Source organism: Pantoea sp. (assembly GCF_028283705.1).
In the GTDB taxonomy this organism is placed as follows: Bacteria; Pseudomonadota; Gammaproteobacteria; order Enterobacterales; family Enterobacteriaceae; genus Pantoea.
Genome location: NZ_JAPWKD010000017.1, coordinates 99,172 through 111,777, shown reverse-complemented (window position 1 = coordinate 111,777; position 12,606 = coordinate 99,172). Strand labels below are relative to the sequence as shown.

Below are 12,606 nucleotides of genomic sequence, written 5' to 3'. Positions count from 1 at the left end.
AGGCTGTCTATCTCCTTGATGAATTCGCAGCTTTGGGACACCTAGCGCCGATCGAACGGGCCATGGGTTGATGGCGGGCTACGGCGTCCGGCTCTAGCCAATCCTGCAGGATGTCCATCATCTGCGAGCGACCTACGGTTCAACGGGCCGGCACCTTCCTGTCCAATGCCGGCGTCCTGCAGGTCTTCGGTGTCAACGACCACAACAGCGCCCGCCTCGTCTCTGATCTACTTGGCCAGGAGACCGTCGTCTTCCAGACGATGGCTCGGGCGTTAGATTCAGAAAAGTCTGGCATCTCCTATAGCCAGCAGGATACTGGCCGTCCTCTCTTCACACCGGACGAAGTCAGAAACATGCCGCAGCAGGCCGAACTGCTTTTCCTGGCGGGGCAACGGCCGATCGTTACGGGCAAGCTGGCTTATTTTGCCGATGCGGAGTTCAGAGACACATTCGATCCGGATGAGGACTTGATGGCGAAACCCCGATGCGCTGGACGCACGCACTTGGACAGTGCCCATTAGTCCGCCTGGGAAGAAACGGGCTTTACAAAGCGGACACCGACCCCTCCCCCATTTTCCCCGATGAACTCTATCCCCGCGGCTTCAAACGTCGCTTGAATCGCTTCTAGAGTTCCCGGATACGCCGGCCGCCCGGCCTCAATTCGGGTCACTGTCGCAGCTGTGATACCTGCTCGCTCAGCGAGGCCTCGAACTCCCCACTTTAGCGCAGCACGTGCCATTCTGATCTGTTCGGCGGTCAGCACATTATAACCTTGACATAATCTGAACACAGGAAGAGAGTCTTTCTGTCTGAAACTGAACGGCCATTGAAGTGCGACAACACTCCAACGGCCTAACCGCAACCAAGCTGGATTGGAGCTCGGATCATGGCTGATTCCGACAATAGCAGAACTTTGACCGCGATTACCCGAAGAAAACTTCTGAGCGCTGCAGGATTTACACTGCTTTCGCCCATCACACCGTCTGCAGAGACAACGTCGACGCCACGCATGCCCGGGATCAATCAGGATGATGCGGTCATCGCATGGCGGCGATGGGAAATAGCCCATGGACGCCGCGTTGAACTCGGCCGATATCAGCAGCGGCTTGAGGTCGAACTGATGCAGAGCCTGCGTCATCGTCCGGGAGCGCAACGCGATGCGATCGATCAGGAAGTCGGCTACAGCCGCGCTTATGAAGCCGAAAGCGAGGCCGCCGACATCGAGCAGGCGATGGCAAGAACGCTCTGGGAAACACCCGCCGTATCCATGGCCGGTACTATCGCCAAGCTTCATTCTCTGATCGAAATGGAGGACCCGGGCGGGTCGCTTCGGGAAACCCCTTGGCCGGAGCTAAGGATGGTTCTTGCCGATCTGCTCTCAATCAGCGACGCGGTGCCACGAGCACTTGACGTTTCATGATGCCTGGGTTTGTCGGCATCGCCGCATGGCTCTTAGTGCCGTCCGGCTCCCACAGTCGGTTGCGGTCTATAACCCTGCCCCTATCAACAGCCACTACTACTCGCCTGGGCAATCGAAACGGCAGATCTTCGAGGAGGACCACCAAGCCTTTAGGCACAAAGGCAACAAAACTTCGCCTTGAGCCGGCCGATCGACCTATGGACGGGCTGATCGAGGCTTCTGGATGGGTAAGCTGTGGAAAGGGCCGATTTCCGGGCTTCTGTGCTGTGTTGCCTCAATGGCAGGCGATGCGCGAAGTGCCACGGATTTGCCAGCGTAGATTGATGCGGAGCTGACAACATGACAACGACGAACGAAATCGCCAGGAAGATCGCTGGCGAACACGCCTGACGGAGGCGCAGAGCAAGACAATCGTAGAGGGTGTAATTGGTGCTGCCACCGCAGCAGCCGTCGCCGGAAATGAGACGAGCCTGCCCGGATTCGGAGAATTCAAGGTGAAAGAGACCCCAGAGCGAAAGGCGCGCAATCAAGCGACCGTTGCAACCATAAAGGTCGCTGCGGCCAAAAAGCTTGCCTTCACGCCGGCCAAGGCGCTGGAGGATCTACTGACCGTGTGACAGAGGCGCAGCAGAGCCCGGCCGACCTGCTCTGCTGTTCGGTGGATGTAGTTAGGACGCCGTTTGCTGAACCATCCCTCGATGGTTGCCTCGGCGGCGGGCCCGAGCGCCTTGCAACTGCGACGGTTGAACAGGTGGTGAAAGACACCTGATTTTCAAAGATACGGCATCATAGCCTCTGCTGATAGCAGCACGGCTCAGCGCTGGTAGCGTTGTCGGCTATTCCTCAAGTCACCGGCGCAGTGAACTGATCGCCCAAACCTCCCGATACGGAAAACAGCGTCTGGCAAGCTTTGGGAAGAGCGGCACGGGGTCTATACCGATATCGCAGTCATCTCAAGCCAATGGCGAATATCGGACAGTGAGCGTATGAGAACGGACTGGTTGTCCTTTGCTGGCGTAAAATCCCAGCTCTGCCAGTATCGTTCAGCCTCTTCGTCGACCGCTCTGACGACAACCGCCCGACCACCAACGAGATCTGCACCAGCAACGCAGCGATGGAACGCATCCTTGACCAGCGCCGTACCGATCCCTCGCCCGCCGTAGTTCATGTCGACCGCCAGCTGTCCGATCAGCAGGCATGGGATCGGATCCGGTGGCATTCCTGTTCGGATCTTTCGGGTCGTCTGGTTTGACGCGATTACTGTCGGTGCCAAGCCGTAATAGCCGATGACGGCATCATCGTCGCAGATCACGAACACCCGAGTAAAACCATGCCGCTGGTTGTTCCGCGAAAACTTGACCAGCCATGCATCGAGCGATGGCTTACCGCAGGTAAAGCTATCCAACCAATGATGGTCGGACAGCAGCTCTATCCTTGTCAGTGCCACGGATCAGTTGTCCCAGGGGGATTTGCGCTGCAAGCGCTCTATGACTTTCATCGAAGGAGATACAGGTTCTGCTTCAATCGCCGACACAAAGGCCTCGAATGCATCTGGCGACAGGCGAATGACGCTTTCGTTCAAAATCGCTGACTGTGCTTCCTGTACAGCCGCACGTCGCATGAATTCCGTCCGGGACAAACCCGTTAGGGCAGCACCCCGATCGATGATCGCGAGATCGTCGTCGCGAAAGCGCATAGAGACCGGCGTTTCTTTACGGATCGATAGGGCTGACATGTGAGAGACCTGTTCTGGTTTTGCCACCGCGGAAATGTAATGCGAATTGCAGTACAATGCAAGTCGCAGGCTATCGTTGTGGTGAGGGAGCTTGCGCTCCATTGGCCGCGCACCAGATCGGGATGCCAAGGCAGCGGGTCTTGTCGGTGAGATTACCGGTATGCAGAATTGGCCATAGCGCATGCCGAGCTCCTCTGCCGACCATCGGCAGAATATACACTGCCACAGATGACGGCTATCCGCGTGCAACCAGCTGACCGCGGCTGTGCCATTGATCAGCCGGCGGATGGAGCAGCTCGAGATCGTCGACAGGCAGCGTATCGAACCGACGAGGGACTGGTTGGCTCGACTGATCCGCCGACCCGATCTTATCCAAGCCTGGCTGAACACCGTTGCGATCCTCTTCATGAAGGCCTTATCGAAGAACTTCCGTTTCAGGCATGGCGGCCAGCTTCGACCATATAGGCTCTCGAGATCAACGGGGTAGCGAGCAGGCAGCGCGCGATTGTCATGAACGGACCGATCACTAGCGAACTCAACCGAGCCTGTACTGACAAAGCAGTCAACGATGGATGAGCTGTGAAACCCCTTCATTTCGTTATCGATTTTCAGCACAGAGGCCCAATGCTATGCACTATCGAAGTTCAACTCCACGGATGGCGCATATTGGACCCCTCTTATGGGTCATTATATGCGCCATCCCTGGAGCAATAACCTACTATAAGGGTCCATAATGGCTTGCGGAAGATCTACTTCTGCCCGAATAGCTGGTCGAGCTCAGCGCCGGAGTCGAAATGCTCCTTCTGGACCTTGTCCCAAGGGCCGAAAACGTCTTCCACCTTCAGCAGCTTGACCTCGGGGAACTGGTCCTTGAACTGCGAAACGACAGCCGGGTCATGCACGCGGTTGCCGTTTTCAGCCAGGATACGCTGGCCATCGGCTGAATAAAGGAAGTCGAGATAGGCCTTGGCAAGCGGACGCGAGCCGTGGGCATCGGCGACCTTGTCGACGACAGCGACCGGGAATTCGGCAAGCAGGCTGACCGGCGGGGTTACTGCCTGCACCTTGTCGGAGCCGAACTGCTTGGCAATGCCGCGCGTTTCGGATTCGAAGGTGATCAGCACGTCGCCGATATCCCGCTCGACGAAGGTCGTGGTCGAGCCGCGGCCTCCGGTATCAAAGACCGGAACATTGCTGAACAGCTTCTTGACGAAGGCCTGCGCCTTGGCATCATCGCCATAGGTCTGCTTGGCGAAGGCGTAAGCGGCCAGATAGGTGTAGCGCGCATTGCCTGAGGTCTTCGGGTTGGGGAAGACGACCTTCACGTCATCGCGAACCAGATCGTCCCAGTTCTTGATGTTCTTCGGGTTGCCCGCGCGCACCAGGAAGGACGGGAAGGAATAGAAAGGCGATGCATTGTTCGGAAACTGCTTCTGCCAGTCCTTCGCAACAAAGCCGTTTTCGGCCAGCTTGTCGACATCGGTCACCTGGTTGAAAGTGACGACATCGGCGCCGAGGCCCTCGATGATTGCGCGCGCCTGGGCGGAAGTGCCGGCATGCGACTGCTTGATGGCGATGTCCTTGCCGGTTTCGGCGTCATATTTCGGAATGAAGGCCTTGTTGATGGCCACGAACAGCTCCCGGCCTACGTCGTAGGAAGCGTTGAGCAGCTTGTCGGGCGCCTGCTGTGCAAATGCAGAACCGGACAGGAGCACGGCAAAGGCCGCACCGAGCGTCAGAAAACGAAACATGAGAACCCCGGAATGGAAATGGCAAGTGCCCCGAAGTTATTCGAGCCGTACGGCGTGTACGAGACATGGCCTGACCTGATTTCACATGGATCAGAACGTTCTTCTTTCAGCCGATAGGTTTAGGGGTAATTTATTCCCCGGATGGCGGCATCCGCATTCCAAGTCGTGCTGTGATTGTCGTTAGCGCCTGCGATCCTCATATTGATATCGATCGGTAATTTCCCCAACGGCAACGCGAGAGAGTTTTCATGTCCCTAGAATACAAGACAGCCCTGATCATCGGCGCGGGCAGCGGCATCAGCGCATCGCTTGCGCGCCAGCTTTCTTCGGCCGGATTGCGTGTTGGCCTTGCCGCACGCAATGCGGACAAGCTGGCGACGCTTGCCGGCGAAACGGGGGCCGTTGCCTTTCAGGTCGATGCAACGCAACCGGCCGCCGTGGAAGCGCTGTTTGCCGATGCGCAGGCAAGCATCGGCGAGCCCGATGTCGTCATCTACAATGCCAGCATGCGCGTCCCCGGCAGCGTTGCCGATATAGACCCGGCGCAGGTCCTGAAAGCCTTCGAGACTTCGGCCTTCGGCGCATTTCTCGCCGTGCAGCAAGCTTCCCGCCGCATGATCGCCAAAGGCAAAGGCGCGATCCTGCTGACAGGTGCGTCGGCAAGCATCAAGGGCTTTCCCATGTCTTCGGCTTTTGCCATGGGCAAATTCGCGCTGCGCGGGCTTGCCCAAAGCGCCGCCCGTGAGCTTGGGCCGAAAGGCATCCACGTCGCCCATTTCATCGTCGATGGCGGCGTGCGCAGCGCCGCGCGGCCAGACAATGGCGAAGACGTCACGCTTTCACCTGAAGGCATCGCCAAGGCCTATCTCGATGTGCTCGCCCAGCCCCGCGATGCCTGGTCGTTCGAGGTCGATCTACGGCCCTGGGCGGAGAAGTTCTGAAAAATCCGGCGCCCTCAGGCGCCGATCTCCTTCTGCAGCTGGTCGATAGACGTCTCGAAGATGTCGAACAGCGTGTTGACCTCCGCCTCGGTGATGATCATCGGCGGGCAAAGCGCCAGGGAATCGCCGATGGCGCGGGCAATCAGGCCGTTACCCTGCAGGATGCCGAACAGCTTGAGCCCAAGGGCGCCCGTGGCAAAACCCTCACGAGGCGCCAGTTCAAGAGCGCCGATGAGGCCAGCGCCACGGGCCTCGATGGCCAGCGGGTGTTCTGCCAGCTTGTCCAGCCGGCCAAGGAACAGGCCACTGAGATCACGGACATTGCCGACCAGGTCGCGTTCCTCGATGATTGCGAGGTTTTCCAGTGCGACGGCAGCAGCGACTGGGTGGCCCGCCGCCGTATAGCCATGGCCGAAGGTGCCTATCGCCTTCGATTCGTCGGCAATAGGCTGATAGACGCGATCATTGATCAGCAGCGCTGAGATCGGCAGATATGAGGATGACAATTGCTTGGAGAGCGTCATGAAATCCGGCCGCATCTCATAGGTTTGCGTGCCGAACATGTTGCCGGTGCGACCGAAACCGCAGATGACTTCGTCGGCGATCAGCAGGATGTCATATTTGTCGAGCACGGCCTGGATCCCTGCCCAGTAGCCTACCGGCGGAACGATGACGCCACCTGCTCCCATCAGCGGCTCGCCGATGAAAGCGGCCACCGTTTCCGGGCCTTCGCTGATGATCATCGCCTCCAGTTCTGCGGCCATCCGGGCCGAGAAAGCCGCCTCGCTTTCACCTTCCTGCTTGAAGACACGATAGTGCGGGCAACCGGTGTGCAGGATGCCCGGCATCGGCAGATCGAAGGAGCGATGGTTGTTCGGCAGGCCCGTCAGGCTGGCGGAAGCCAGCGTCACGCCGTGGTAGCCCTTGATGCGGGAGATGATCTTCTTCTTTTCCGGCTTGCCCAGCGCATTGGACCTGTAGCGGACCATCTTGATGATCGTATCGTTGGCTTCCGAACCCGAATTGGTAAAGAAAGCCTTCGACATGGGCACCGGCGCCATGCGAACCAGCTTTTCGGCCAGATCTATGGAAGGGTTATGCGCCTTCTGAGTGAAGGTATGGTAGTAGGGCAACGTTCCCATCTGCCGGGCAGCGGCTTCGACCAGCCGCTTTTCGCCAAAGCCGACACCGACACTCCACAGCCCCGCCATACCTTCGATGTATCGCTTGCCGGTATTGTCGTAAACGTAGACGCCTTCGCCCCGCTCGATGACCAACGAGCCCTCTTCCTCGTTTTTCCTGGCATTCGTATAGGAATGCAGGTGATAGGCGGCATCACGCGCTTCGACGGAATTCGGCTGATAGGTCAAGGGCGTCTCCTGTAAGTCTCGCAAATCGGGTAGACACCACAGTGCAGCCGACCCGCCGCTTGTCAACGGCAGAAGCGGTCAGGCCGTCGCGTCGCGCGGCTCGGAAAGCGCCAGGGACAGCTGACGGGAAAGCATATCCTGTGCAATCGGCTTCCGAACGACCGGGACGCCTGAAAAGCCATCTGGAATCGAGACGCTGTCGCGGTAGCCCGTGGCGAAGACAAACGGAATCCCGCGCTGAACCAGTTCTGCGGCAATCACTTCCGATGTTTCATGACCCAGGTTGAGATCGAGAACAGCGCAATCCGGCGTTTCGTCCGCGAGCGCACCGAGCGCCTGCGCGACATCAGGCAGCGACCAGACCTCGGCCGCTCCCAGCTCCCGCAGGATCTCTTCCACATCCATGGCAATCAGCGCCTGGTCCTCGACCAGCAGGATCCTTAGATCGGCCAGGGGCCGGCTTTCACCGTTGCTCGCATGGACTTCAATCCGCGCCGCGACAACCTCGTGCAAATGCCGGGCAGGCAATATGAAACGAGCACGCAGGCCGTCGGGTGCATAGACCAGCTCCGCCTCGCCACCGAGATCGAAAGCAACGGTCCTGTCGATCAGCGTACTGCCGAAACCCTTGCGCGAAGGAGTCATGACGGGTGGACCGCCGCTTTCGACCCACTCGATGCAACAGTTGCCGGCCTCGTCGAGAACCCAGCGAACCTCCAGCCGCCCGGTGGGAACCGAAAGGCTGCCATATTTGGCGGCATTGGTCATCATCTCGTGCAGCACCAGCGCGAAGACCCCAAAGGCTCTCTCGGAAAGACCGACTGCAGGTCCATCGATGGTAAAGCGATCCGGCAGTTGCTGGAAGCGATGCATTGCCGCTTCTGCCTCGATCAACGCATGCAGTTCCCCGCCGTCGCGCCCGTCGAAGGACTGGTCATGGGCATAGGATAGCGCCCGCAGACGCCCTTCGAAGGAGTTTGCAAACTCATCGACGCTGCGGGCATTCGACCCGGTCTGTACGGCGATCGATTTCACCAGCGCCAGAATATTCTTGACCCGGTGATTAAGCTCGGCATTCAGCAGACGACGCTGATCTTCGTTGCGGGCGCGCTGCTCCTCCGTGGCATCGTTATGGCGCAGAAGGATGTCCCGGACGTAGTTCCTGATCGCCTCGGCAACGGAAACATCATCCGTCGTCCAGGGCAGCGAACGGTTGCGGACATCCTCGCGCCAGGTCTCGAAGCTGCCGCGCGGGCTCAGCCGATCGCCGCGCAAAGTCGAGACGACCTTTTTCTTCGGCTCACCGGCCCATTCGATCTCGTGGGCTTCCTCACTGCGGAAAAGCAGCAGGTAATCGCCTGCGGAAGCGGAGATAGGGATCGCCAGCACGCCCGCGACTTCCTGACCGAAGCCGGTTTGCGGCAGATGGAGGGAAAGCTCCTGGGTATCCCAGATATTATTGTCGGCCTTTTCGGCAACCAAGGACATCAGCGCCGACACGTCCTCCTGTTGTGGCACGACGCCGGTCGCCGTCCACTCTTCCCCCGACCAGAGGGCCGCGCCGTCACAGGCGACAAGCGACGCGAATTCACGTAGCCGCTTGCGCAGCGTCACATCAACCGCATCGTTGGGATCGATTGTCGCAATGATCGCATCCAGCCGCCGCCGGGCATGGTTTGCGGCCAGATGCTGCCGGCGATTTTCGGCGGCGCCGATTTGCAGCGAGAAATATTGTGCGAAAAGCTCGGTCGCCACCCGCAGGGGAATAGACAACACCTTCGGCGTGTTGTGGTGGCAGGCGATCAGCCCCCAGAGGGCACCATCGACCACGATCGAGATCGACATGGACGAAGCGACGCCCATGTTCTGCAGATATTCGCAATGAATCGGCGAAACGCTGCGCAGATGCGCATGCGACATGTCGATCGGTACTTCGCCGGCGGCCAGCGGAGGTCGTAGAGGAATGGGTTCGAAGGCAACGTCGCCGATGACACGGATCCAGTTCTCGAGATAAAGCCGGCGCGCCTGGGCTGGAATATCGGAGAAAGGGAAATGCTGGCCGAGAAAGCTTTCCATGGAGGCTTGCTTCGATTCTGCTACCACCCGGCCGGCGCCGTTGTGCAGGAACCGATAGACCATCACCCTGTCATAGCCGAGCATGGCACGCACGAGGCGACTGACGGACCCGACGAGCTCGTCGGCATCGACCTCGCGATCGATGCGGCGGACGAGTGACTGTGTAAGGCCAAGGGCAATTTCCGTATCGCCAGCGGACGCAGCCACCTCGAACTCCAGAAAAAGCCGTCGGTCGAAACGATGGATGGTAATATCCGCCCGGCGGGCGCTCTTGGTGAATGTGACACCCAGGACAACGCCGGCGACATGGCCGGCGCCGGCACGAGCCGCCGCATTGTTGATCTGGTGGGTTACGTCCGGACCGAGGATGTCACTCAGTTCGCGATCGACGATTGCATCGATGTCGTCGATATAATCTCCGATATTCGCGGACGCATGAACGACGACGCTTGTAGACGGGTCTACTACGAGCATGGCGCCATGGGGCTGGATGCTGCCGGGGATATGAATAGGCTCTCGATCGCAATTGGTAAGGTCGATCTCAGCCCTGTCGTAACTCATCGAATATTCCCGTAAACTCATCCAATTGCCGAAACGGCCGATAGCACAGTTCAATCTGGCTCGTATGCGTTGGTAATCTAGCGCACCTGCATCAAACCGGAATAGCAAGGCAAGCAAATTATACCGTCTCTGTCCCAAGGTTTTACGCCGGCAAACACAATCCTGGCATGCGCCTTGGTCTCCATCCCTGCAAATCTGCAGCTTGGGATGGCAGCGAGCGCAGATCTCTCAAAAGGGAACCTTTTCTGCCGCCTTAAGTTACCAAATTGTAATGAACGCCGAAACTCGGCACAAGCGATGAAGATAAGGAGTTCACAAAATGTCCAAGATGCTCTCTTTTGCCGGCATCGGTCTGGTACTCGTCGGCGGTTTGTTCGCAACAACGGCGACAGCGCAGGGCCTCGATATACAGGTCGGCCCTCACGGCGTACGCCCGATGGTCCGCGACCTTGGTCCCGACAGGGGCGCTTGCAACCCGCGGGACGCAATGGATGCTGCCCGCGATGAAGGCTATCATCATCCGAGGATCGTCCGTGTCTCGGATCGACGCGTGGTCGTTGAAGGCATGACAGATGACGGGCTGGACCGCATCACCTTTGCCAACCGCCCGGGCTGCCCCGAAATCTGACGGAATGAGCCGCGATGACCGCCTGAACGGGGCCTCGCCAAGCGGCGGGGCTTTTTTTTGCTGTCCTTGACGTCAAATCAGTTATTCTGGAAATAATGCTTTCACATAGCCAACCTAACGACTATTGCCTGACCATCACAATTTCAGATCCGGAATCATGTCAGTCCCTCAGTCCACAATTCGCGGCGTCCTCGTGGCGTTCGCAGCCTATGCCGTCTATGCGTTCAGCGACGCATCGGTCAAGATATTGCATGGCAGCCTGCCGGCATATCAAGTCACGTTCATAGGCTCGCTCTTCGGCATTGGCGCCCTGCCTTTCCTGAAGACCAAGTCCGACCAGTGGACCGACCTGCTGCGCACCACCAATCGCCGCCTGTGGCTTCTGCGCTTCTTCTTCGGCGCCATCGCCTCGATCTGCTCTGTTGTCGCCTTTACCAAGCTGCCAATGGCAGAGGCCTTTGCGCTGCTGTTCCTCCTGCCGTCCTTCGTCACTATCCTTTCTGTGATCTTCCTGAAGGAGGATGTCCGGTGGCAGCGCTGGACCGCTGTCGTTATCGGCTTTGTCGGCGTGCTGGTCATCCTGCGCCCCGGCTTCCGCGAGCTGTCAATCGGTCATCTCTGCGCGGCAATCGGCGGCTTCACCAGCGCCGTCTCCATCGTGATATTCCGTGCGCTTGGGCCGAGCGAGAAGCGCCTGTCGCTCTACAGCGCTGCGCTGTTCGGTGTTCTGATCGTCAGCGGCCTTCTCATGCTGCCCGAGATGAGGGTGCCGACGGCACAGGAATGGATCTGGCTGGCCGGCTATGGCGTATTCGGCACGATAGGCAACGTCCTGCTGATGCTGGCTGCCAGGATGGCCCCGGCAAGCCTCGTTGCGCCACCGCAATACAGCCAGATGATCTGGGCCATCATCTTCGGCTATCTGATCTTCGAGGATTCCATCGACCTGCCCATGGCGCTCGGGATCGCGCTGATAGTCTTCTCGGGCCTGATGACGCTGATCCGCGAGCGCGTCCGCAAGACCTCTCTGCCGCCGTCCGTTGCTGGTGCCAGCAATCCCGCCGCCGTGGTCAACCACGACGAGGTGGGCAAAAACGCCTGATCAATCGGAAGCCTTGCCGAGAGTATCGGCCACATAGGCGCCGCGCTCGCCCATCGGCCGTGCGGGGCCGGTCGTGGAATCCTCGGCGGTCTGATGCTCGAGTTCGGCATTGAGCTCGGCGCCGACAATCACGATGATGACTGAGATCCAGATCCAGACCATGAAGCCGATCAGGGCTCCCAGCGTGCCATAGGTCGCGTTGTAATTGGCAAAATGGTCGAGATAGTAGGAGAAGCCGAATGAAGACAACAGCCAGAAGAAGGTGCTGAAAACGGCGCCCCAGCTTAGCCAGACAAGCTTGGCCTTCTCGCGGCTTGGGCCGTAATGATAAAGCAACACGATACCGGTCATGACCAGGGACAGGATCACCGGCCACCGCACGATGCGCGCCAACAGGTCGGTCCATCGGTCCAGCCAGAGATAGCTCAGTACCGCCGGCATCACGCCGATGGCGAAGATCAGCACCACCGCGATCAACAGCACCCCGAAAGTGAAAGCCAGCGAGAGCAGGTTGAACTCGATTATGCCTCGTTTCTCCTCCTCGCCATAGGCGACGTTCATGGCGTCGCAAAGGGCCTTCACGCCGTTATTGGCGCTCCACAATGCAATGATAAGACCGGTTACGAAACCGATGCTGAGCGTGCCGGCCTTCTGCTGCGTGAGGGCGGTCAGCTGTGACAGGATGAGATCGAAGGAGCCTTGCGGAAATATCTCGGAGACGAAGCTGATGTGACTTGCTATCGTCGTCGGATCTGCCACGAAACCATAGAGCGAGACCAGCGCACCAAGGGCCGGGAAAAGCGCCAGAAGCAGATAGTACGTCACGCCAGCGGCAATCAGCGTAACGCGATCCTCTATCACCTCGGAAACCACGCGCCAGGCGACATCCTTCAGGCCCCTCAGCGGAATCTGGTTCGGCGTCTCGGCATCGCGTCCGCGTCCGGGCTCCTTCGTCGCCGAAGGAGCCATATGCATCGTTACGCCATCCTGCTCACTCACGCCGCCAATCTCCCCATTTCTCA

13 protein-coding genes are annotated in these 12,606 nt (G+C 59.0%); 6 read left to right on the top strand and 7 right to left on the bottom strand.

What is annotated here, in order from left to right; genetic code table 11:
- The first annotated feature begins 110 nt into the window (after positions 1–110).
- On the top strand, positions 111–521 hold the full coding sequence (locus tag PW844_RS15520) for a type IV secretory system conjugative DNA transfer family protein (protein ID WP_299453471.1): 411 nt from the start codon (positions 111–113) through the stop codon (positions 519–521).
- Here PW844_RS15520 and PW844_RS29460 read toward each other — a convergent pair.
- Positions 518–763, bottom strand: a complete 246-nt coding sequence (locus PW844_RS29460) for a helix-turn-helix domain-containing protein (protein WP_367187758.1) — start codon at positions 761–763, stop codon at positions 518–520. The genes PW844_RS15520 and PW844_RS29460 overlap by 4 nt on opposite strands.
- A 123-nt stretch (positions 764–886) precedes the next feature.
- On the opposite strand from PW844_RS29460, the gene PW844_RS15515 reads away from it, so the two are divergent.
- Both PW844_RS15515 and PW844_RS15510 read left to right on the top strand, forming a co-directional pair.
- On the top strand, positions 887–1,420 hold the full coding sequence (locus PW844_RS15515; protein ID WP_299453469.1) for a hypothetical protein: 534 nt from the start codon (positions 887–889) through the stop codon (positions 1,418–1,420).
- Between the two features lie 386 nt (positions 1,421–1,806).
- A complete protein-coding gene (locus PW844_RS15510) occupies positions 1,807–2,037 on the top strand; it encodes an HU family DNA-binding protein (RefSeq protein ID WP_299453474.1) in 231 nt (76 codons plus the stop codon).
- A gap of 314 nt (positions 2,038–2,351) precedes the next feature.
- Here the strand turns inward: PW844_RS15510 and PW844_RS15505 are convergent, their stop codons facing one another.
- The 3 genes from PW844_RS15505 to PW844_RS15495 all read right to left on the bottom strand — a co-directional run bounded on the left by PW844_RS15505 (position 2,352) and on the right by PW844_RS15495 (position 4,906).
- Positions 2,352–2,867, bottom strand: coding sequence for a GNAT family N-acetyltransferase (locus PW844_RS15505; protein WP_299453467.1), 516 nt, complete (start codon positions 2,865–2,867; stop codon positions 2,352–2,354).
- A gap of 3 nt (positions 2,868–2,870) precedes the next feature.
- Positions 2,871–3,257 (bottom strand): DUF1778 domain-containing protein, encoded by a 387-nt coding sequence (locus tag PW844_RS15500; RefSeq protein WP_299453464.1) that lies wholly within the window; start codon positions 3,255–3,257, stop codon positions 2,871–2,873.
- 647 nt (positions 3,258–3,904) lie between these two features.
- Entirely contained in the window at positions 3,905–4,906 is a 1,002-nt protein-coding gene (locus tag PW844_RS15495) for a sulfate ABC transporter substrate-binding protein (protein WP_299453461.1), read from the bottom strand.
- A gap of 248 nt (positions 4,907–5,154) precedes the next feature.
- Here PW844_RS15495 and PW844_RS15490 point away from each other — a divergent pair, with 248 nt between their 5' ends.
- On the top strand, positions 5,155–5,847 hold the full coding sequence (locus tag PW844_RS15490) for an SDR family NAD(P)-dependent oxidoreductase (protein WP_299453458.1): 693 nt from the start codon (positions 5,155–5,157) through the stop codon (positions 5,845–5,847).
- 14 nt (positions 5,848–5,861) lie between these two features.
- Here the strand turns inward: PW844_RS15490 and PW844_RS15485 are convergent, their stop codons facing one another.
- Together PW844_RS15485 and PW844_RS15480 are read right to left on the bottom strand one after the other, a co-directional pair.
- Positions 5,862–7,217, bottom strand: coding sequence for an aspartate aminotransferase family protein (locus tag PW844_RS15485; protein WP_299453456.1), 1,356 nt, complete (start codon positions 7,215–7,217; stop codon positions 5,862–5,864).
- 78 nt (positions 7,218–7,295) lie between these two features.
- Complete coding sequence (locus PW844_RS15480; RefSeq protein WP_299453453.1) at positions 7,296–9,854, bottom strand: HWE histidine kinase domain-containing protein; 2,559 nt, start codon at positions 9,852–9,854, stop codon at positions 7,296–7,298.
- A 319-nt stretch (positions 9,855–10,173) separates the two neighbouring features.
- Between PW844_RS15480 and PW844_RS15475 the strand changes: the two genes are divergently transcribed.
- Positions 10,174–10,482 (top strand): hypothetical protein, encoded by a 309-nt coding sequence (locus PW844_RS15475; RefSeq protein ID WP_299453450.1) that lies wholly within the window; start codon positions 10,174–10,176, stop codon positions 10,480–10,482.
- 193 nt (positions 10,483–10,675) lie between these two features.
- Entirely contained in the window at positions 10,676–11,584 is a 909-nt protein-coding gene (locus PW844_RS15470; protein WP_299453447.1) for a DMT family transporter, read from the top strand.
- Here the strand turns inward: PW844_RS15470 and PW844_RS15465 are convergent, their stop codons facing one another.
- Positions 11,585–12,583 carry a YihY/virulence factor BrkB family protein gene (locus tag PW844_RS15465; protein WP_299453444.1) on the bottom strand — a complete coding sequence of 333 codons (999 nt, stop codon included), beginning with the start codon at positions 12,581–12,583 and terminating at the stop codon, positions 11,585–11,587. It lies immediately after the preceding gene.
- Positions 12,584–12,606: the final 23 nt, after the last annotated feature.